This window comes from Enterococcus sp. AZ071 (assembly GCF_050499065.1).
Classification (GTDB): domain Bacteria; phylum Bacillota; class Bacilli; order Lactobacillales; family Enterococcaceae; genus Enterococcus_A; species Enterococcus_A ferrettii.
In genome coordinates, this window is sequence record NZ_JBIPAS010000001.1 from 3,245,719 (window position 1) to 3,269,509 (window position 23,791).

Genomic DNA, 23,791 nt, shown 5'->3' on the forward strand with positions numbered 1-23,791 from the left:
GACTTAAAGAAAAAGCAAAAATGGTCAAAAAAATAAAAAAACAATCCTTCAGTCTTAAACGAAGGATTGAAGAATGATTATTAATTTTCAGGGTAAAGTTGATTTTCAATCTCAGCTCGCTGGTTTTCTAGAAAAGGGGGTAAAGCAAATGATTCACCCAAATGAGCTAGTTCTTCATCAATTGTGAAACCAGGACCCATTGTAGCAAACTCTACTCGAATTCCCCCAGGCTCGCGTATATACAAACTTTTGAAATAGCCACGGGAAACGATTTTTTCTACAGTCCATTGCTGCTCTTTAGCCTTTTTATATAAGAGTTTCAACGCTTTTTCATCTTTGACTGCAAAAGCAACATGGTCAATGCTGCCACGTCCCATCCGGGTTATATTTGTGGTATCTGAAGCAGATATCTTTATGAATTCCTGAGAGCTCAATTGAATCACACCATTTTCAGTTTGCCAATCTAGTAATATACGGAAGAAGTCACTTGTCTTTGCTGGATCCGGGACATGGAAATGAATCGAACGTAGACCTAATAGCTGCTTATCACCAGGAACCTCAGCAGCAATTTGGTGGTTCTTACTCAATGGTGGTTGATCAGTCTCAGTAAAAATAAGTATAACGTCATCGGGATCAGTGAAAAATAATTGATTTTCTTTTTCAGTATAGGAAATATGCTTCTTTTTTAACCGATCCTTCCAATAGGAAAAACTTCCAGCAGGCAAGTTCCATTCAATTTCAGCTAAATAATGGTCATTTTCATAGCGATTTCCTAATTTTGGTACAACAAAAAAAGTAATTACTGAGCCAGGAGCTCCTTGGAAATCACCATAATAATAATGAAGCATCCGATGATTGTCTTGATTGACAGTGTTTTTCACGAAACGCAGTCCTAATAGTTCTGTATAGAAGGCAACATTTTCTTCTCGATGACGAGTTAATAATGAGACGTGATGGTAATAGGTCATGATAATTTCTCCTTTCCTGTGAGGAAATTTTATATAAGTGAGTCTATCATTAAAAAAATAGTTAGATATTTGCTCTTACTAAAAGTAAGTTTAACTCAACTCCAATAAGTTGTAAAAGAGTCTGCTTTCCATTCCAGTCTGAGCATGTTAGAATAGCCGAGGAATACCGTCACTAGACTACATGAAAATAAACGAGTGAGTGAACGGAGAAGATATCTACTTTAATAGAAAAAAGGAAGAAAACTATGTTAACTACAGAAGATTTTGACTTTGATTTACCAGAGGAATTGATAGCTCAAACCCCTTTGACCAAACGAGATAGCTCACGTTTGCTGATTTTAGATCGTCAAACTGGTGAAGTTGAAGATAAGCACTTCCATGACATTATTGATGAATTAGAATCAGGGGATGCGCTGGTAATGAATGATACTCGGGTTCTGCCGGCTCGCTTGTACGGTGAGAAGCCGGAAACCGGAGGACATTTGGAAGTTCTTCTATTAAATAATACTCAAGGAGATCAATGGGAAACGTTGATTAAGCCAGCTCGCCGTGCCAAGGTTGGAACAAAAATTATTTTTGGTGACGGTCGTTTGCGAGCTGAGGTAAAAGAAGAATTGGAACATGGAGGCCGTATTGTTGAGTTTCAATATGAAGGGATTTTTCTGGAAAATCTGGAATCACTAGGGGAAATGCCACTTCCGCCTTATATCAAGGAACGACTAGAAGATCCAAATCGCTACCAAACGGTTTATGCCAAAGAGAACGGATCAGCTGCAGCACCTACAGCTGGACTACATTTTACACCAGAATTGTTACAAGCAATTCAAGCAAAAGGTGTGAAGCTTGTCTACTTAACTCTGCATGTAGGTCTGGGCACTTTCCGACCAGTTAGTGTTGATAATATTGCTGAGCACGAAATGCATAGTGAGTTTTATCGCCTAACTCAAGAAGCAGCGGATCAATTGAATGCAGTTCGTGAAGCAGGCGGTAAGATTGTAGCAGTAGGAACAACGTCAATTCGCACCTTGGAAACAATCGGTACCAAATTTAAGGGAGAAATTAAAGCTGACAGTGGTTGGACCGATATTTTCATAACACCGGGTTATGAGTTTAAAGTTGTTCAAGCGTTCTCAACCAATTTCCATTTGCCAAAATCGACCTTGGTGATGCTGGTAAGTGCCTTTGCTGGTCGAGAAAATACCTTGGTAGCTTATCAGCATGCTATCGACAAACGTTATCGCTTCTTTAGTTTTGGAGATGCCATGTTCGTTCACTAGAATAGCAATTCACAGCATAGCAGCTAAGAAAAGCTTTTAATTTAGCAATTTATAAGGAATTCTTCTAATAGTAAGTACAAAATACTTGTGTTAGATAGTTATTCCTTGTGAATTGCTTTTTTGTTTTAAAGAATGGGATTATTCAAAATACTCAAACATTCGCTAAAAAAACAATAATATAACCTTTGTTATGTATTTTATTCTATTCTCATAAAGAAGATGAGAAGAGGGATTGGTTTGAAACTAACACAACTGCTTGTGACAACTTTATTATTTTTAGCAATACCTGGTTATTATGCTATTGAAGTGAATGGTGACTCTGTAAAGGAAATACCTATTGTTGCAAGCCAAGCGAAGTGGGCAAATGTGAACAATATTCATTTTACAGATAATTTTTCTTTGTTTAATTCAGGCGTGGCTCAATTACCTTTAGGAAAGCCGATCGAAGTAAATGCTACAATTCATTTTTCAGGAGATCTAGAGGCTATCAAACAGGCACAGGTGATGTTTGAAAATGTAGGGCAAGGAATTCAAATTGATTACGACCAAGTTATTCAGCTTGATGATCATCAAAAACAGGCACACTTTAAATTCTTTATTACCTTAAAAGAACCTATACCTACAGGGAAAACACGTTTGTTTACGGTAAAGGTATTGGATAGTAATTCTGAAGATAACAAGTATTTGACGTCATATAGTCAAAGACAGACGGTTATCCAAGGGCAAAATACAGGAACACCGGATAGTCCCCCTCCTACTTTTCAAGAACCAAGTACAGAGCCCAGTACGGAACCAAGTACAGAGCCCAGCACGGAACCAAGTACAGAGCCCAGCACGGAACCGAGTACAGAGCCCAGCACGGAACCAAGTACAGAGCCCAGCACGGAACCGAGTACAGAGCCCAGCACGGAACCGAGTACAGAGCCTAGCACGGAACCAAGTACAGAGCCCAGCACGGAACCAAGTACAGAGCCCAGTACGGAACCAAGTACAGAGCCCAGCACGGAACCAAGTACAAAACCCAATACAGATACAACTACTCTAGTAGAAAGCAAAGACATAACGAGGCGTAATAACAGAATTAGCGATACTTCCTCAAATTATGGAAGTAACTTATTAGAAAGCCGTCCTGTTACTAAGTCAAAAGGAAATACTAGTTCTTCTTATGAATTTTTGCCAAGGACTGGAGAAACTAAGAGTAATTTATTGGCGATTCTAGGTGGGTTAATCAGTTTGCTGGGAGGATTATTTCTTTTAAGACACAAAAAATAAGACTAATTCATTTGCTAATTTTCAAAGCCTTTTGGTGGACTAAAAGAGTACGGGTAGTCACGCCCATACTCTTTCTTTGTCTTTAAAATGACTAAAACTACTCAATGAACTTAATATATATCAATTGTATTTAGTCACGAATCCTTTTTTAATAATGATTCAAAGCTAATTAAGAAGGAAAGATAACTAACTATTCTCGAAGAAAAAATATTTAGAAAAGATTCAGAGTTAAGTAATAGATTTCTTAAATTTTTACAGGTTATCCTATCTATGTTCAAAGTATAGTGATGAGGGAAGAATGAAATAAGTCTCCTTTTATCACTATTCAAGATAGCAAACTTGCACCTTCTCTTTTCAAAATGCGTACATATTTTTAATCAGCTGCATTCCACTGCTGATGAAGTAACGAGCGGCTAGATTTGTCACTTTTCAAATTCGGGCATTCTACTGAGAACGCTTCAAAATCGTTTGATAACACCCATTTTAAGTATTAACTTTTATCAGCTGATTTATAAAGTACATCAGATAAAACTATAGAATAAGCCTCTATTTTTCGACCTGATAACTCCTTTGTTTAAAGGTAGTGAAGTTGTTAGTGTCATCATCTTTTTCATATTGAACTAACTGTACTTTGGGGTTATATTCTGTGTGGTGCGCATTCTTAACATCTTTAATAGATCAGATCAAGTCAAGTATCTGTGAAGAATGAAGATTCAAAGGTGTCAGGAAACAATCCATTGAAGCCGTCTTCAAATAAAAAATTACCTAGCACGGGTGAAAAAAAGATAATTTGTGTGTATCTAGGACTCATGCTCGTGAGTGCACTCGTATTGTACTATCTTTATAGAAGAAAGAGTTTAACGAGAAAGTAAAAAACTTATGATTGCTGGATAGAAAATCACTAAATAAGGAGCAGCCTTTTAAAAATAGAAGCTGCTCCTTATTGAATGTTAAAAGTGGGTTTCGTCAACCTCAATCTTAGCAAGAGCTTCATTGATTTCATTAAGCTCAGTTTGAGTAAGAACGATATCTGCACCACCAAGATTTTCTTCGAGTCGATGAAGCTTCGTTGTACCAGGTATTGGAATGATGAATGGTTTTTGGGCTAGTTCCCAAGCGAAGACGATTTGTGCGGATGTGGCATTTTTTCGTTTTGCCACATTTGCAATGACATCAAGTAGGGCTTGGTTACGGTCTAATACTTCTGGCTTAAAGCGACCCATAAAGTTTCTGAAGTCTCCTTCAGGGAACTTCGTATCTTTAGTAATATTTCCACTCAGAAAACCATTTCCTAATGGACTATAAGCCACGAAGGACATGCCAAACCCTTCGCACAAAGCAAATAACTCCTCTTCAGGTTCTCTCCATACCATAGAGTATTGATTTTCAATGGCTGAAACTGGGCAAACAGCATGAGCACGTTTGATATAATCGATTGGGGCGTTTGATAATCCCCATGCTTTGATTTTTCCTTCTGCGATCAGTTCTTTCATTGTTACTGCTACAGTTTCTGGCTCAACGTGGGGATCTACCCGGTGTTGATAATACAGATCAATGACATCCGTTCTTAGTCTTTTCAGAGATCCTTTTAATTGTTCCCGGATTGACTCAGGCTGACTGTTTAAAATATTTTGTGGCTTTCCATCTACGATTTCTTGACCAGTGATACCAAACTTTGTTGCTAACACAACCTGGTCACGAATCGGTTCAAATGCTTCACCTAATAGTTCTTCATTTGCTTCACCATAGACTACAGCTGTATCAAAAAAATTACAGCCAAGTTCAACGGCTTTACGCAAAAGTTCAATCATCTCACTACGATCAGCTTGAGGACCATAAGCATGATCCATCCCCATTGTTCCTAAACCAAGCGCAGAAATCTCAATAGTTGTTTTACCTAATCGTCTCATTTTCATAAATGCTCACTCCATTCGATAGTTAATATAGATCTATCTTAAACTATGGAGTTAGCTCAAGAGCAAGAGGTTTACCTAACCTTTTTGGCCAAATTTTTAACAGCACTTAAGCGGCTAGTGTTTCTAAAGGAGATACTTTTAATTTATAAGAGACAATATAAACAGGGAAAAATTTGCTATATCCCTTGCCTGTGAGTTAACTCCATAGTTTATCCTGTCTGTACAAAGTAGACGAAAGGAGCAGAAATAAAATGAAGCCTTTTTTCAATCAATTGTTGTGTTTAATAGGATCAGTCGTCACTTGCAGAAAATCTAAAAATTGATATTAATACTCCCACCCATATTTTTCAGCCGTTCCAAACTACAGATCAATATTTTATTTGAACTAACTTCTATCACTTTTTCATCTTTTAATTGTCTCAAAATACGATTAAAGCTGCTTGCATTATGAATACCACAAAATTTTCCTAATTCTTCATTTGATAATTCAAGATCAATTAGACGTCCGTTCACTGAATCCTTTCCAAATAAATTTTGTAATTCATAAAGCAAATTACATACTGCACTTAGCTTTCCGTTACTTGTTAAAGCACATGTTTTCCGTATTTGAATGTTCAAATTTTTTCGATAATAAAGTCGAACATATTCGTTTAAAAGAACGTCAGAGCGAACATCTTGCCAGAAACTTAAGCGATCCAATAAAAAAATTTCAGCAGATTCGCTGAGAGAACAAATGGTAAAGGGCATGGAAACAATGGAAGTGGTTTCATCCTCTAAAAGAGTAACAATTTCACCAGGAGCTACTAATTTTATATTAAATTCCTTTCCATCTTTTAAAAAAGTACTTAGTTTTAGAACGCCCCGATGTAAAACATAAATAGAAGAAGTTCTATGTTCTTCAAAAGCAATGTACTCGTGTTTACAAGCGGTGATACTTTTTTCCTTTTTTTTATCGACGTATGAAGAAAAATAGTTAGTTAACATTTGCTTAGACATAAGTAAATTCACTCCTAAACTCGTACTAGGTGAAACAACCATACCATTATAGAGAGCGCTTTCTCAATAACAAATGTCAATGTTACAAAAAAAATAAAGTTGTAAAATAAGAGGCTTGTCATCGATTGTGGTAATTTTTTAGAACTAAAGAGAGCTTAAAAGTCTCATCAATCTTCAGATTGTTATGAGGTATTTGAAAAAACTTTTTTATACGATGTGTCCCATTAACAAATGTTAATGCTGATAGAAAACTGAGAGGTGTACTATGACAGCAAGGAGAGCGCTTCCTATAAAAAATAAAAGAACAGGTGGGCATCTATGGCAGCAAATAAGAGAATTATTTTAATAGGTACGGGATCGGTAGGAGCAAGCTATGCTTTTTCAGTTGTTAACCAAAATATCTGTGATGAACTAGTGTTAATTGATTTAAATGAAGCCAAGGTCAATGCTGACGTAGCGGATATTCAAGATGGATTACCGAATTTCTCTACGAATGTTGATGTTTGGCGTGGAAGTTATTCGGATTGTAAGAATGCTGATATTGTTTGTATTTGTGCAGGAGTACCACAGAAAGTGGGACAGACGCGTCTTGACTTAATTAATACTAACATTAAAATTGCACAGAAGATTACAGAAGAAGTCATTCAATCAGGTTTTGAAGGTATATTCTTGATCGCTTCAAACCCCGTAGATATCATTTCTTATGCTGTTTGGAAATATTCTAATTTTCCAAAAAATCGTGTAATTGGATCAGGAACAACCTTAGATACAGCAAGGTTAAGGTACCAACTAAGCCGACGTTTAGACTTGGCACCACAAGATATTTTAGCCAATGTTTTTGGTGAACATGGTGACTCAGAATTTGTTCCGTGGTCAACTGTAAAAATTGCAGGTTTGAATTTATCTGATGTTAGAGAAAGACTTGAGATATCAAATGAAGAACTAGAAGGAATCTATAAGCGAACAAGAGATGCTGCTTATAAGATTATACAAGCTAAAGGAGCTACTTATTATGGTATTGCCATGGCTTTATCAAGAATTAGTAAAGCGATTCTAAAGGATGAGCATGCAGTTTTGACGACTTCCACATTGTTAGAAGGTGAATATGGTCAGGAGGATGTCTTTGCAGGTGTTCCATGTGTGATTGGACGAAAAGGCGTACTGGAGACGATTACGCCGAATTTAACACCAGATGAGTTAAATCAATTTGCTCACTCTGCTGAGGTATTACGTCAAAACAATCCTTTATTCGTAGCGCCTCAAAAAATACTATGAAAGAAGTTGACCAAGAGAAATGGATAACAATATAGCATGGCATGGATTTCAAGGAGATAGCTGGAAAAATGAAATCAACACGAGAGATTTTATTCAATCAAATTATACTCCTTATGAAGGGAGAGCTGAATTTTTAACTAATCCTACAGAATCCACAAACCAATTATGGAGTAAGCTGCAAGAATTGCAAAAGAAAGAACGTGCAAATGGTGGAGTCTTAGATATGGAGGTCGATGTTGTATCCGCTGCGGATGCATATGGACCAGGTTATATCTGCGAAGAGTTGAAGGAAAAAGAAAAAGTTGTAGGAATCCAAACCGATAAACCATTAAAAAGGGCTTTTATGCCTTATGGTGGTATTAATATGGCTGAAGAGTCTTTAAGGAGCTATGGTTATGAACCAAATATAAAATTAAATGAAATATTCACAAAATTCCATAAAACTCATAATCAAGGAGTTTTTGATGTCTATTCGTCAGAAATTCGTTCTGCTCGACGAAATAAAATTATCACCGGATTGCCTGACACGTATGGTCGTGGTCGAATTGTAGGAGACTATCGACGTGTAGCCTTATATGGTATTGATTATTTGATGGAACAGAAAGTTAAGGATTATGAGAATTGTGGTAACGGGCAGTTTACTGAAGATGATATACGTTTACGAGAAGAAATAACTAATCAATACAATGCTTTGAAGAGAATGAAAGAAATGGCTGTTATCTATGGTTACGATATTTCTCGTCCTGCGAAAAATGCTCATGAGGCTGTGCAATGGCTCTACTTTGGGTATCTTGCAGCTATTAAGGAACAAAATGGAGCTGCGATGTCAATTGGCAGAATTTCAGTATTTCTGGATATTTATATTCAACGTGATTTGGAAAAAGGTGTTTTGACTGAGGAAGAAGCTCAAGAATTGATTGACCACCTAGTAATGAAATTAAGAATGGTGAAATTTGCTCGAGTCCCTTCCTATAATGAACTTTTCTCAGGTGACCCCATCTGGGCGACATTAGTAATAGCAGGGATGGGAATCGATGGTCGAACATTGGTTACAAAAAGTGATTTTCGTTTCTTGCATACTCTTGAAAATATGGGACCTTCACCTGAGCCGAATTTAACAATCTTATATTCATCTCGTTTGCCAAAAGGGTTTAAAGAATATGCTGCTAAAATATCTATTGATACATCTTCTGTTCAATATGAGAATGACGATGTGATGCGTCCAATTTGGTTAGATGATTATGCAATTTGCTGTTGTGTTTCAGCAACACAAACAGGGAAAGAAATGCAGTTCTTTGGTGCCCGTGCGAATTTAGCAAAATGCTTACTATACGCGATTAATGGTGGTATTGATGAAAATACTAAAGCTCAGGTTGCGCCACCTTATCGTGGAATAGAAAGCGATGACATGCTGGATTACGAAGTAGTTGTTAAAAAATTCGATAGTATGATGGAATGGTTAGCTGGGATATACGTGAATACATTAAATTGTATTCATTATATGCATGATAAGTACTATTACGAAGCAGCAGAATTAGCTTTGATGGACACCAACGTAAAACGGACATTTGCAACAGGAATTGCTGGATTCTCTCATGTTGTTGACTCCTTAGCAGCAATAAAATACGGTGAAGTTTATCCAATCAGGGATGATGACGGATTAGTTGTTTCCTATAAAATAGAAGGGGATTTCCCGAGGTATGGCAATGATGATGATCGAGCGGACGAAATTGCGGTAGAGCTGTTGAAAACTTTTATGAGCAAAATTAAGCATTATAAAACTTATAGAGATTCGGAGCCGACTACGTCTATATTGACCATTACTTCAAATGTTGTTTATGGAAAAGCCACAGGAGATTTACCAGATGGACGTAAAGCGGGAGAACCTTTATCGCCAGGAGCAAATCCTTCTTATAGAGCGGAACAAAACGGCCTATTAGCCTCTTTGAACTCAGTAACTAAGCTACCGTATTCCTATGCACTTGATGGTATCTCTAATACGCAAAGTATTAATCCTGATGCACTAGGTCATAGTCAGGGAGAAAAAATTGAAAATCTTTCGAATGTTTTAGATGGATATTTTGATCAAGGAGCACATCATATAAACGTGAATGTTTTTGGAAAAGAAAAACTAATGGATGCTATGGAACATCCAGAAAAAGAAGAATACGCGAATTTTACTATTCGAGTATCAGGCTATGCGGTTAAATTTATAGACTTAACACGTGAACAACAACAAGATGTCATTAGCCGCACTTTCCACAAAAAAATGTAATGGTTAAGTGGGCGGATTTAACTTTCAATCCGTCCATTTTTTATTGGAGGGAATAATCTAATGAAAAAAACAGAAGCAACGGGGAGAGTACATTCAATAGAAAGTTTTGGAGCTGTTGATGGTCCAGGTGTTCGTTTTGTAGTTTTTATGCAAGGATGTCCAATGCGCTGTCAGTTTTGTCATAATCCTGATACTTGGAAAATAAATGATATCAATTCAATGAGTTATACATCAGATGATTTATTGGCCAAAGCATTGCAATACAAAAAATATTGGGGGGGAAATGGCGGAATCACCGTTAGTGGAGGAGAACCTTTAGTACAACTTGATTTCTTGCTAGAATTTTTCCAGAAAGCGAAATTAGCAGGAATTCACATTACTCTAGATACTTGTGGTCAACCCTTTACAAAAGCTGAACCTTTTTTTTCAAAATTCAAAAAAATATTGATGTACACAGATTTGATTTTATTAGACATTAAACATATAGATACAACTTGTCATAAAGAGTTGACTGGATTTCAAAATTACTCAATTTTAGAGTTAGCACGTTACCTATCCGAGGTGGATAAACCAGTATGGATACGTCATGTTCTAATTCCTAAAATTAATGATCAAGAGGCATATTTAAAAAGATTAAGCTTGTTTATCCAAGGGTTAAGCAATGTAAAACGTGTTGAGGTACTACCCTATCATACTATGGGAAAAGAAAAGTGGGAGAGATTGGGGCTTGAATATCCGTTAGTTGGGATAGAACCTCCTACTAATACTTGTTTAAAACGAGCTGAACAATTGTTACAAAGTAATAGCTATAGTTAAAAGAGAGGAATCTATGATGGATTGTGAAAGTAAGAAAACTACTTTTGAGAAAACCAGTGTTGTAACAGAGTTATCACCCATGATGCAGCAAATTCGAATAGGGATTGAAAAAAAGGATCACCTATTTAAAACTAGTTTTTGTCGTTATGCAGTGCGAGCTTGTTATGCATGCTTATTTTTATCACTTGGAACCACAATAGCATTTTCTGTTGCAATGAAGATGGAGTCCATTGTATCTAACAGTGGTAAATTTTTATATGCTTTTATGTTTAGTTGGTCGCTTGTAATGATTTTGTTTCTAAATGGAGAATTAGGAACGGCAAATATGCTCTATATGACTATCGCGGTTCATAAAAAAATATTGTCCTTTAAAACAGCTGTGACAATACTTTTCATTTGTATTTTCTTTAATTTGGTTGGGGCTATTGTATGTGCTTATTTATTATCGTATACAGGAACATTTGCACAGTTAGCAAGTCACAATTATTTCTTTGACAGTGTTCAAGCCAAATTATTGAAGCCATCAAGCCAAATACTTGTGGAAGGAATTTTTGCAAATATTGTAGTGAATATTGCAGTCTTGATGGGGCTGAGAATAAAAGAGGATACTGGAAAAATTTTAGTAATGATCTTCATCATTTATATATTTGCCTTTTTAGGATATGAACATGTTATTGCTAATTTTCCAACATTCTCACTTGCTCTATTTGTTTCTCACGGAACTTTAAACGATCTTGTTCCTTCCAATATTTTACGTAATATCTTTTTTGCGCTTTTGGGTAATTACATTGGTGGGGGATTAATAATGGGTTTTGGATATTCTTGGTTAAACAGTAATACTACTCAATATTTAGACTAGAAATCAGATTTGTAAGCGGCTAATGTTGCAACTCTTTTTATTGATGACGTCTTTTATACTAGTTCTTTCGAATACAAACCAGACCAGAATGGGAAACATTCGCCTATTTCTGTGAAATATGGAGCTGCTTCTGTTGAAAAAAAGAGAATGAATTACAAAAAAGGGAATTTGATGGTTGGATCACTTAATGCTTTGGGACTGTCCAATGGTCCCTAAAAATGATGAGACACAGATAAAATATTTATTGAAAAATTGCTAGTAGAGAGAGAGGAATTTAATCGCAAACCCCAAAAAAATAATGTGAAGGAATGCTATCACCATATCAGTTTTTTTGTCAGTTAGACCGATCTTCTTAGGAAGTTGATCGGTCTATTTTTTGTCCGAAGATTCTGCCAGTAAATAAAGGTATTCATTTGGTTATAACGTGGTGAGGAACTGTGTATAGGAAAAAGAATTGGAATACTTAAAATTGAGAGAGTGAGTGTAAAAACTCAAAATATAATAATCGAAAGGGGATACTATGAAAGCGAAAAATAGAATAGTAATAACAATACTAGCTGTCTTCAATATTTTGTTCAATGGTTTTGGAACAATATTAATGCAGCCAGTGTATGCAGAAGGTATGGGTAGAGAATTGATTACCTTACCTTCCTCAGAACAGCTTCCTAGAGATAGCAGCGGAAACAAGACTATTTTTACAGATGTTTTACTCACATTGAATGGAAAAGTAGTTTCTGAATCAAATCCATTAAGAAAGGGGGATACGTTTCAGGTAGATTATGAATTCTCAATTCCAGATACACTAGGCAAAGAAATGCAGGATGGGGACTATTTTAACTTTAACTTACCACCGGATTTAATACTTGCTGGGGGACAAAGTGGAGAATTAAAAGATCCTGACAACGGACTGGTTTATGGGAGTTACAACTCAGATGCATCAGGCAGGGCAATGATGACTTTTAATTCTGAGGTACAAAAGCATGATAATGTTGAGGGTAGATTAAGGTTTTCAGTAACAATGGATGAACGTAAGATCATCGTACCAGGTAAGAATATTATCCGAATTCCTTGGTCAACGAATACAGAAGGCAATGAAATATTCGTAAATACTCGTATTGATTCATTTATTCAAAAAGAGTATGTGAATACTAGTTATGCTGCAGATGGGACGCCAGTGATTGATTGGAAAGTTCTTATTAATCCCAATAGGAATTTGGTCCATAATCCTAAACTAACAGAAGAAACGACAAATAATGAAGGAAAACGTGTAGCCTCACAATACAACATTACGAAAATGAGCAAAGCTAGTGTAGATTTTGACGGGAGGATTACTGAACTTGAGCCGGTGACAGGAATGATCGCATTCGATGATTCTGGTACTGCTTATTTTCCTGCCAGTATAGAAGATTCTTATGTATTGTACATTACTACACCGATTAGCTTTGAAGGTCAAGGTGCTATCACAAATAAAATTACCCTAAGCGGAAGCAATCGTGCGGATGAGGTTGCCACAGCTGCCGCATCTTTGGAAGAACACATGGATATCACTAAAAAGGCGGGGGATTTTAATGAGGACACTGGCGAAGTCAGCTGGGAAGTCATTTTTAATCCAAAAGGCAGACATATCCCTAGGGATCAAGCTTATTTTAAAGATGTTCCTAGTGATCAGCAGCGTTTCATTCCCAGCAGTTTAAGAGTTTCACCACAGGTTCCTTATGAAATAAAAGAAGAGGATCGTGGTTTTACACTACAATTTAATCAAGATATTGACCAGCCGATTATTGTTACTTACAAGATGAAAGTAGAGAGTCGAGGGGCTGGAGATACAACAATTTTTAATACCATCTATCATGGTAAAAATCAGAAAACGATTGACAAAGTAATCCCAGGAACTGGTGAAGAAATGACCAAGTCAGAGTTCTCAAAAGAGTATCATTGGGATCAAAAAAGCAATGAGTTGGATTGGACAATTGATGTAAATAAAAATAATAGCGATTTTAACACATGGACTGTTAGCGACGAATTGAGCAGCGGTTATATGATAGATCACTCAATTATAGTCAAGGATGTAACTGCGAATAGACAATTGACAGAAAATGTAGACTACTCAATAGAGCTGAATCAAGCAAATGGAAAAATAAAAGGATTCAATATACGTTATCTTTCAGCAGAACAAACCAATCACAGATTTGTAATTACCTATAAATCACATTTTGATGATAATACTGAACAAGAGAACAAGTGTTGGTATCATTATGTACAGAAAGGTCAAGAAAAACAAGATTTTACTTCGAAAAAATTTTACCGGCAAAAGGTTAAAATCAGTGCTCATAAGCATGGTGTTTACCATCCAGAATCGGGAGAAATAGAATGGTTCGTTGGAATTAATAGTGACCATCATCCGATCAATAAGCAAAATATTTTGGAAGATCCAATCCCTGATGATCAAACCTATGTCGAAGGTTCTGTTAAAGTTTTAGAGCAAAAATTCCAAAATACAGAGTATGAACCTACAGATAATGCTCAGGCCAGCTATGATAGAGTCGGGAATAAAACTCAGGCAACGTTTGCTGTAGGCAATACTCATCCATTCCAATTAGTCTTCCGTACAGTGTTGAAGAATAAGGAAGATATCCTAACCAAACAAGTAAAAAATATTGCGTATTATCAAGACGAAAATACACCTCGTACAGCTGTTGAAGGTAGCGTTGAAATAAATAATGATCAAAATGCACTGGTTAAAAAGCAGGGCGAAGTCAGCCCCAAAGATCCTAATATCATTAACTGGAAAGTTTCAATTAATGAAAGTAGGTTTCACCTGAAAAACGTGGTGATTGATGATTATCATTGGGTCAATAATAGGGCCAAACTTGATACACTCAAACTAGTTTATGCTTCAGGAAAAGATAAGGGAAAGGCATTGAAAGCTGGCAGTGATTATACGTTTGAACATACAGAACGCAGCTTTCATATTCAATTGAAAAATGATTTAACAGAAGCACTTGAATTGACCTATGATGCAGAAGTGATTTATTCAAAGAATGATGTTCCAGGACAAACAACTCATGTCAGCAATGGGGTAAGGATTTCAGGGAGTGATTTTGTAATAGTTGACCGCCCCAAAGAAGTTACTGTGCCAGTGATTATTCCAAAAAGTATGGGAATTATTAGAGGTACGACTGAGGAGCTGCAGGTCTATAAAGTGATAAAAGGCACTCAGACACCGCTAAAAGGTGCTATTTTCACCTTGTATCGTGGAGAAAAAAAGGACCCAGATAAAATTGTTGAACGAGTAACCTCCACTGAGGAAGGTGGAATGGCTCTTTTCTCTTATTTGACCAAAGGGAACTATCTATTAGTAGAAGAAAGGGCACCTGAAGGATACGAAATAAGTCCAGAGTTTGCTAAAGGAGTCATTATTGAGGTAACGGCCAGTAAAGATAACAAAGTCATCCAACGACTTGTAGAAAATGAAAAGCAAACGAATAAGCCTACTGAAGTCCGTGGACAAAAGATTTGGAAAGATAATGATAATAAATTAAATACGCGTCCAAGATCAATTACTGTTCGCTTGTATCAAAATGGCAAAGAATATGCGCAGCAAAATGTTATTGCTGATGCAAGTGGTAATTGGAACTATGCTTTCACCAATTTGCCGAAGCTCGATGAAAAAGGTGCTGCCTATAATTATACGGTAAAGGAAGATCCTATTAAGGATTACAAAACAAAAATTGATGGAACCACGATTACTAATACGTATGAAAACAAAGAGACCACCGAAATTAGTGGACAAAAGATTTGGAAGGATAATGATAATAAATTAAACACTCGTCCAGTATCAATCAAGATCCACCTGTATCAAAATGACATAGAGTACGATGCGAAAGAAGTTCAAGCGGATAAAACAGGTAATTGGACCTACAGCTTTACTAACTTGCCCAAATACGATGCTAACGGCGAGGCTTATAACTATACAGTAAAAGAAGATCCAGTTAAGAATTATGAAACAAAGGTTGAAGGCACGAATATCACCAATACGTATGAAAATAAAGAAACTACCGAAATCAGTGGGCAAAAGATTTGGAAAGATAGTAATAATAAATTCAACAAACGTCCAAGGTCAATTACTATTCGCCTATATCAAGGCGGGAAGGAATACGCTCGACAAAACGTTATTGCTGATGCAACAGGTAATTGGACGTATAGCTTCACGAACTTGCCCAAATACGATGCCGAAGGTAAGGCCTATAACTATACGGTGAAAGAAGATCCAGTTAAGGATTACAAAACAAAGGTTGAAGGCAATAACATCACTAACACGTATGAAAATAAAGAGACTACCGAAATTAGTGGACAAAAGATTTGGAAGGATAATGATAATAAACTCAAAACCCGTCCAGTATCAATCAAGATCCACCTTTATCAAAATGGCAAAGAATTTGATGCGAAAGAAGTTCAAGCGGACAGAACAGGTAATTGGACCTACAGTTTCATGAACTTACCAAAATACGATGCCAAAGGTGATGCGTACAATTATACGGTGAAAGAAGATCCAGTTAAGGATTACGAAACGAAGGTTGAAGGCAACAACATCACTAACACGTATGAAAACAAAGAGACTACCGAAATTAGTGGACAAAAGATTTGGAAAGATAATGATAATAAATTCAACACTCGTCCGGTATCAATTAAGATTCATCTTTATCAAAATGACAAAGAGTTTGATGTAAAAAAAGTTCAAGCGGACAAAACAGGTAATTGGACGTATAGCTTCACTAGCTTACCAAAATATGATGCCAAAGGTGATGCTTACAACTATACAGTGAAAGAAGATCCAGTTAAGGATTATGAAACGAAAGTTGAAGGCACGAATATCACCAATACGTATGAAAATAAAGAAACTACCGAAATTAGTGGACAAAAGATTTGGAAAGATAGTAATAATAAATTCAACAAACGTCCAAGATCAATTACTATTCGCCTATATCAAAGCGGGAAAGAATACGCTCGGCAAAACGTTATTGCTGATGCAGCAGGTAATTGGACGTATAGCTTCATTAACTTGCCCAAATACGATGCCGAAGGTAAGGCCTATAACTATACGGTGAAAGAAGATCCAGTTAAGGATTACGAAACGAAGGTTGAAGGCAATAACATCACTAACACGTATGAAAATAAAGAAACCACCGAAATTAGTGGACAAAAGATTTGGAAAGATAATGATAATAAATTCAACACTCGTCCGGTATCAATTAAGATCCATCTTTATCAAAATGACAAAGAGTTTGATGCGAAAGAAGTTCAAGCGGACAAAACAGGTAATTGGACGTATAGCTTCACTAGCTTACCAAAATATGATGCCAAAGGTGATGCTTACAACTACACAGTGAAAGAAGATCCCGTTAAGGATTACGAAACGAAGGTTGAAGGCAACAATATCACTAATACGTATGAGAACAAAGAGACCACCGAAATTAGTGGACAAAAGATTTGGAAAGATAATGATAATAAATTAAACACTCGTCCGGTATCAATTACTATTCACCTTTATCAAAATGACAAAGAATTTGATACAAAAAAAGTTCAAGCAGATAAAACAGGTAATTGGACGTATAGCTTCACTAGCTTACCAAAATACGATGCCAAAGGTGATGCTTACAACTACACAGTGAAAGAAGATCCGGTTAAGGATTACGAAACGAAGGTTGAAGGCAACAACATCACTAACACTTATGAGAACAAAGAGACCACCGAAATTAGTGGACAAAAGATTTGGAAAGATAATGATAATAAATTCAATACTCGTCCGGTATCAATTAATATTCACCTTTATCAAAATGACAAAGAATTTGATACAAAAAAAGTTCAAGCAGATAAAACAGGTAATTGGGCCTACAGTTTCACGAACTTGCCAAAATACGATGACAAGGGCGAAGCATACAACTACACAGTGAAAGAAGATCCCGTGAAGGATTACGAAACAAAGGTTGAAGGCAACAACATCACTAACACGTATGAAAACAAAGAGACTACCGAAATTAGTGGACAAAAGATTTGGAAAGATAATGATAATAAATTCAACACTCGTCCGGTATCAATCAATATTCACCTTTATCAAAATGATAAAGAATTTGCTTCAAAAAAAGTTCAAGCAGATAAAACAGGTAATTGGGCCTACAGTTTCATGAATTTGCCAAAATACGATGCCAAAGGTGATGCTTACAACTACACAGTGAAAGAAGATCCCGTGAAGGATTACGAAACAAAGGTTGAGGGCAACAACATCACTAATACGTATGAAAACAAAGAGACCACCGAAATTAGTGGGAAGAAAATCTGGAAGGACTACGACAACAAATTCAACACTCGTCCAGTATCAATTAAGATCCACCTGTATCAAAATGACAAAGAGTTTGATGCAAAAGAAGTTCAAGCGGACAAAACAGGTAATTGGACGTATAGTTTTACAGACTTGCCAAAATACGATGCCAAAGGTGAGGCCTACAACTATACAGTGAAAGAAGATCCTGTGAAAGATTACCAAACGAAGGTTGAAGGCACAACCATTATTAATACCCATGAAAACAAAGAAACAACGGAAATTAATGGACAAAAGATTTGGAAAGATAATGATAATAAATTCAACACTCGTCCAGAGGCGATTACTGTACGCTTGTTCCAAAATGATAGAGAGTACGATACAAAAGAAGTTCAAGCGGATAAAACAGGTAATTGGGCCTACAGTTTCACAAACTTGCCAAAATATGATGACAAGGGTGAGGCCTACAACTACACAGTAAAAGAAGACCCTGTGAAGGATTACCAAACGAAGGTTGAAGGCAACAATATCACTAATACGTACGAGAACAAAGAGACCACAGAAATTAGTGGGAAGAAAATCTGGAAGGACTATGACAACAAATTCAACACCCGTCCAGCGTCAATCAATATTCACCTTTATCAAAATGATAAAGAATTTGATGCAAAAAAAGTTCAAGCAGATAAAACAGGTAATTGGTCGTATAGTTTCACAAACTTGCCAAAATACGATGCCAAGGGCGAGGCCTACAACTACACAGTAAAAGAAGACCCTGTGAAGGATTACCAAGCGAAGGTTGAAGGCACAACCATTACTAATACGTATGAAAATAAAGAGTTTACAGAAATTAGTGGGAAGAAAATCTGGAAGGACTACGACAACAAATTCAACACCCGTCCAGCGTCAATCAATATTCACCTTTATCAAAATGATAAAGAATTCGATGCAAAAAAAGTTCAAGCGGATAGAATAGGTAATTGGACGTACAGTTTCACAAACTTGCCAAAATATGATGACAAGGGTGAGGCCTACAACTACACAGTAAAAGAAGATCCAGTGAAGGATTATAAAACTAAAGTTGATGGGACTACGATCATTAATACGTATGAAAATAAAGAGACCACCGAAATTAGTGGGAAGAAAATCTGGAAGGATTACGATAATAAGTTCAAAACCCGTCCAAGAACAATCAATATCCACCTTTACCAAAATGACAAAGAATTTGATTCCAAAGAAATTCAAGCGGATAAGTCAGGTAATTGGACGTACAGTTTCACGAACTTGCCAAAATATGATGACAAGGGCGAAGCATACAACTACACAGTGAAAGAAGATCCGGTTAAGAATTACCAAACGAAGGTCGAAGGCAACAATATTACTAATACGTATGAGAACAAAGAGACCACCGAAATTAATGGGAAGAAAATCTGGAAGGATTACGATAATAAATTCAAAACCCGTCCAGTATCAATTAAGATCCACCTGTATCAAAATGACAAAGAGTTTGATGCAAAAGAAGTTCAAGCGGATAAAACAGGTAATTGGACGTACAGTTTCACGAACTTGCCAAAATATGATGACAAGGGCGAAGCATACAACTACACAGTGAAAGAAGATCCGGTTAAGAATTACCAAACGAAGGTTGAAGGCAACAATATTACTAATACGTATGAGAACAAAGAGACCACCGAAATTAATGGGAAGAAAATCTGGAAGGATTACGATAATAAATTCAAAACCCGTCCAGTATCAATTAAGATTCACCTGTATCAAAATGACAAAGAGTTTGATGCAAAAGAAGTTCAAGCGGATAAAACAGGTAATTGGACGTACAGTTTCACGAACTTGCCAAAATACGATGACAAGGGTGAAGCATACAACTACACAGTGAAAGAAGATCTAGTTAAGGATTACCAAACGAAGGTTGAAGGTACAACCATTACTAATACGTATGAAAATAATGAAACGACCGAAATTAGTGGACAAAAAATCTGGAAAGATTATAAGAACAAATTTGAGACCCGTACAGAGTCAATCAAGATTCGTTTGTATCAAAATGGTAAAGAGTTTAAGAAGCAAGAAGTAAAAGCTGCTGATAATTGGAGATATCATTTTGTTAATTTACCGAAATATGATGGAAAAGGTGAAGCTTACAGCTACAGCGTTAAGGAAGATCCAGTTAAAAATTATAAAACTAAAGTTGATGGCACAACGATTATTAATACGTACGAAAATAAAGAGACCACCGAAATTAGTGGAAAGAAAATCTGGAAGGACTACGAAAATAAATTTAAAACACGACCAGAGTCAATCACTGTTCGTCTACTCCAAAATGATAAGGAATATGCGACAAAAGAAATTAAAGCAGACGAATCAGGTAACTGGGCCTACAGTTTCACGAATTTGCCAAAATACGATGAACAAGGTGAAGCCTACAACTACAGCGTAAAGGAAGACCCAGTTAAGGAATACGAGTCTGAGGTTAAAGGTACGGCTATCACTAATACGTACAAAAATAAGGAAACAACAGAGATTAGTGGAGAGAAAATCTGGAAGGACTACGAAAATAAATTTAAAACACGACCAGAGTCAATCACTGTTCGTTTACTCCAAAATGATAAGGAATATGCGGCAAAAGAAATTAAAGCAGATGAATCAGGTAACTGGGCCTACAGTTTCATCAATTTGCCAAAATACGATGAACAAGGTGAAGCCTACAACTACAGCGTGAAGGAAGACCCAGTTAAAGAATACAAGTCTGAGGTTAAAGGTACGGCTATCACTAATACGTACAAAAATAAGGAAACAACAGAGATTAGTGGAGAGAAAACCTGGAAAGACTACAATAATAAGTTCAAGACACGACCAGAGTCAATCACTGTTCGTTTACTCCAAAATGATAAGGAATATGCGGCAAAAGAAATTAAAGCAGATGAATCAGGTAATTGGGCCTACAGTTTCATCAATTTGCCAAAATACGATGAACAAGGTGAAGCCTACAACTACAGCGTGAAGGAAGACCCGGTTAAAGAATACGAGTCTGAGGTTAAAGGTACGGCTATCACTAATACGTACAAAAATAAGGAAACAACAGAGATTAGTGGAGAGAAAATCTGGAAAGACTACAATAATAAGTTCAAGACACGCCCAGAGTCAATTACTGTTCGTTTACTCCAAAATGATAAGGAATATGCGACAAAAGAAATTAAAGCAGATGAGTCAGGTAATTGGACCTACAGTTTCACCGATTTACCAAAATATGATGAACAAGGTAACGCGTACAATTACACAGTGAAAGAAGACTTAGTTAAAGGATATGAGACGACAATTGAAGACACAACAATCATCAATACGTATACCGATAAAGAAGTCACCGAAATTAGTGGCCAGAAATTCTGGAAAGATAATGAGGATAAATTCAAGACTCGTCCAAAATCAATTACCGTTCGCTTGTATCAAAATAACAAGGAGAAGGTAGTTAAAGAAGTTAAGCCGGATGAATCCGGAGAGTGGAAATATAATTTTACAAATTTACCAAAATTTGATAAAGATGGTAAAGCATATGACTATACCTTGACAGAAGATCCAGTTAAGGGATATGAAACTAAGATTGAAGGAACAAACATTACGAACACGTATGACTTTGATGAACCAACTACAAAAACAGAGAAGCCAAACAGAGAAACGAATACGCCAATCATGACAACATCAGGGAGAACTGCCGTAACGCAACTTCCTCGGACCGGTAGTTTGTATGAAAGTGTTCTAGTTTTACTTGGCCTGCTCATTCTCCTTTGTGTAGTTTCAATCTGGTATATTAATGATAAAAGGAATAGGAGAGGATAAACTATAGTAAGCCGGAAAATAAAATAATCAATTAAAAAGCACTGGCCTAGTCAAGTAAAAACTTGACCAGGCCAGCGCTTTTATTTAGGTAAAAAATAGTTCAACACTCTTTTTATATTATTACGCAAATACTTATTTTTTAAATAATAGATCGAAATCTTTCTGGTGGGTAATGTGTGCCATCTTTTAAAGGTTAGTGAACGATCCTCAAACTTTGAAATTAAATAATCTGGGACAATGGCAAAACCTTCTGTTTGTTCTATCATAGCTAGTATTAATTCTATTGAGTTTAGATGAATCGCATTAATTATACTTGTTTCGTCAATATTTTGTGCAATCCAATTTGATAAATTAGTCTGTTCAATCGAATCTGAAGATAAACTAATATAAGGGTACTGTCTGAGCGCCTCTAAAGAGAATTCTTTTTGATTAAGTGGATGAGTGGTGCTATAAATAAAAACATAATTTTCTTCAGTAATAGGAAGTTCAGTAATAGACTTAGGTGCATCTAAATCAGAAATAGAAATTCCAATGTCTGCGGTCAAATTTTCAATGGCGTCAAAAATATTTGCTGTCGCAACTCCCCTAATATTTTGATGCGGATCAGATAAAAGTAGCTGGCATATAGCCGTTTTCATTCGGTATTCTAAATCATCCAAGTTTATTGCAACTTTTAATGGTAATTTGGTTGTAGGATCATTGATATCTAATAGCTCCTCTTTCATGGAAGCCAATTCTCTATGGACTGCCAGTACATGCTTTTTTAATATTTTTCCAGCATCTGTCAGTTCACAGGAGTTCAAATTTCTGTCAAAAAGCTTTATTGATAGTTCACTTTCAAGGTTTTTTATTTGTTTGCTAAGTGCAGCCTGTGAGATACCCAAACACTCAGCGGCAGCTGTAAATTGTTTGTGTTTACTGAGACATAGAAAATAATTAATATGAGTTAACTCCATTTTCAAACTCCTTTTTTCATACTGTTGACAGCAAATCTTCTAAGTAAGGGTGTGCCCTTTTTAAAAAATTAATTCGAATTTTTTGATCAGATAAGCATAGCATTCAGAATCTTTATTTTTTTGTGCGGTCAAGAGAACTACTTCTCGACAGGGAGCATTCTCGATTTCCAAAACTTCAATGTTTTTAAACTCCTCTGTAAACTCTTTTATGGAAAAAGGGAGAATGGCTAGGGCTTCATTTTCCGTGGAAGAAGAATCAATTAAAGTAAGCATCAAGTAGATAGCTGAAAAATCCCAGGTTGATAGTTCCTTCTGTTCTTTGGTTATACTGCTTTCCCATCGGTCCAATAATTTACGTTCACAAAATTGAGGGGCATATTTTACCATGGGGTAGTGAAAGATCATCTCAGGTTGAACTACAGTATATGCAGTAAGAGGATGAGATTTATTTACAAATAGACTATATTCTTCAGTAACGAGGGGGGTCACGAGAATGTCTTCGGAATGTTTTTCAAAGGACAATCCGAGGGCAATGTCAATCACTCCATTTTGTATTGCTTGATCAATATTTGAATAATAATCAAATGACAGTTTAACGGTAGGGTATCTTTTTTGAAAATTTGAAAGTATGACAGATAGACGCATCGGTGCATCAAGTATATTTGTCCCAATAGCAAGTGCACTAAGATTGTTAAGTTGAGCTAAGTCATTAATTTCTTCAAGGGCTAAATTAATCTCGTTAATGATATTCTCTGTTCTGCGTTTAACAATTTCTCCAGAAGGTGTTAAGGAATTCGAGGTATGCTTACGATTGATAAGCTTAGTACCTAATTCATTTTCAAGTAGGCGTATTTTACTGCTCAGGTACGGTTGAGAAACGCCCAATTTTTCAGAAGCTTCAGTGAAACTTTTATTATCTGATAATCCTAAAAAGAGTTCCAAGTACCTTAATTTCATTTTACTTTCTCCGATCTTGATTTTTCCTAGTAAAAATTCGCAAATTTCAAGTGCAGATT

Annotated in this window: 13 protein-coding genes; 8 read left to right on the plus strand and 5 right to left on the minus strand. The window is 36.2% G+C overall.

The genetic code is table 11. The features are described 5' to 3' along the window. Window positions 1-80: 80 nt before the first annotated feature. Entirely contained in the window at window positions 81-968 is an 888-nt protein-coding gene (locus IGI49_RS15945; RefSeq protein ID WP_429962470.1) for a VOC family protein, read from the minus strand. Between the two features lie 245 nt (window positions 969-1,213). Here IGI49_RS15945 and queA point away from each other — a divergent pair, with 245 nt between their 5' ends. From queA to IGI49_RS15960, 3 genes are all read left to right on the plus strand, one after another. Continuing rightward, window positions 1,214-2,245 (plus strand): tRNA preQ1(34) S-adenosylmethionine ribosyltransferase-isomerase QueA, encoded by a 1,032-nt coding sequence (gene queA / locus IGI49_RS15950; RefSeq protein WP_429962471.1) that lies wholly within the window; start codon window positions 1,214-1,216, stop codon window positions 2,243-2,245. Between the two features lie 237 nt (window positions 2,246-2,482). Beyond that, entirely contained in the window at window positions 2,483-3,517 is a 1,035-nt protein-coding gene (locus IGI49_RS15955) for an LPXTG cell wall anchor domain-containing protein (protein WP_429962472.1), read from the plus strand. A gap of 719 nt (window positions 3,518-4,236) precedes the next feature. Beyond that, on the plus strand, window positions 4,237-4,389 hold the full coding sequence (locus IGI49_RS15960; RefSeq protein WP_429964931.1) for an LPXTG cell wall anchor domain-containing protein: 153 nt from the start codon (window positions 4,237-4,239) through the stop codon (window positions 4,387-4,389). Window positions 4,390-4,467: 78 nt separating this feature from the next. Here IGI49_RS15960 and IGI49_RS15965 read toward each other — a convergent pair whose 3' ends face one another. Both IGI49_RS15965 and IGI49_RS15970 read right to left on the minus strand, forming a co-directional pair. Next, window positions 4,468-5,433, minus strand: a complete 966-nt coding sequence (locus IGI49_RS15965; RefSeq protein WP_429962473.1) for an aldo/keto reductase — start codon at window positions 5,431-5,433, stop codon at window positions 4,468-4,470. Between the two features lie 312 nt (window positions 5,434-5,745). Continuing rightward, window positions 5,746-6,429, minus strand: a complete 684-nt coding sequence (locus tag IGI49_RS15970) for a Crp/Fnr family transcriptional regulator (protein ID WP_429962474.1) — start codon at window positions 6,427-6,429, stop codon at window positions 5,746-5,748. Window positions 6,430-6,747: 318 nt separating this feature from the next. Here IGI49_RS15970 and IGI49_RS15975 point away from each other — a divergent pair, with 318 nt between their 5' ends. The 5 genes from IGI49_RS15975 to IGI49_RS15995 all read left to right on the plus strand — a co-directional run bounded on the left by IGI49_RS15975 (window position 6,748) and on the right by IGI49_RS15995 (window position 21,819). After that, complete coding sequence (locus IGI49_RS15975; protein WP_429962475.1) at window positions 6,748-7,704, plus strand: L-lactate dehydrogenase; 957 nt, start codon at window positions 6,748-6,750, stop codon at window positions 7,702-7,704. A 19-nt stretch (window positions 7,705-7,723) separates the two neighbouring features. Beyond that, window positions 7,724-9,979: a formate C-acetyltransferase gene (gene pflB / locus IGI49_RS15980; RefSeq protein WP_429962476.1), complete on the plus strand. Its 2,256-nt coding sequence runs from the start codon at window positions 7,724-7,726 to the stop codon at window positions 9,977-9,979. A gap of 60 nt (window positions 9,980-10,039) precedes the next feature. Beyond that, complete coding sequence (gene pflA, locus IGI49_RS15985) at window positions 10,040-10,795, plus strand: pyruvate formate-lyase-activating protein (RefSeq protein ID WP_429962477.1); 756 nt, start codon at window positions 10,040-10,042, stop codon at window positions 10,793-10,795. Window positions 10,796-10,811: 16 nt separating this feature from the next. Further along, on the plus strand, window positions 10,812-11,654 hold the full coding sequence (locus tag IGI49_RS15990; RefSeq protein WP_429964932.1) for a formate/nitrite transporter family protein: 843 nt from the start codon (window positions 10,812-10,814) through the stop codon (window positions 11,652-11,654). A gap of 520 nt (window positions 11,655-12,174) precedes the next feature. Next, window positions 12,175-21,819 carry a Cna B-type domain-containing protein gene (locus IGI49_RS15995; RefSeq protein ID WP_429962478.1) on the plus strand — a complete coding sequence of 3,215 codons (9,645 nt, stop codon included), beginning with the start codon at window positions 12,175-12,177 and terminating at the stop codon, window positions 21,817-21,819. An 80-nt stretch (window positions 21,820-21,899) separates the two neighbouring features. Here the strand turns inward: IGI49_RS15995 and IGI49_RS16000 are convergent, their stop codons facing one another. After that, window positions 21,900-22,775 carry a LysR family transcriptional regulator gene (locus IGI49_RS16000; RefSeq protein ID WP_429962479.1) on the minus strand — a complete coding sequence of 292 codons (876 nt, stop codon included), beginning with the start codon at window positions 22,773-22,775 and terminating at the stop codon, window positions 21,900-21,902. Between the two features lie 60 nt (window positions 22,776-22,835). Continuing rightward, on the minus strand, window positions 22,836-23,732 hold the full coding sequence (locus IGI49_RS16005) for a LysR family transcriptional regulator (RefSeq protein WP_429962480.1): 897 nt from the start codon (window positions 23,730-23,732) through the stop codon (window positions 22,836-22,838). Between the last annotated feature and the right edge of the window lie 59 nt (window positions 23,733-23,791).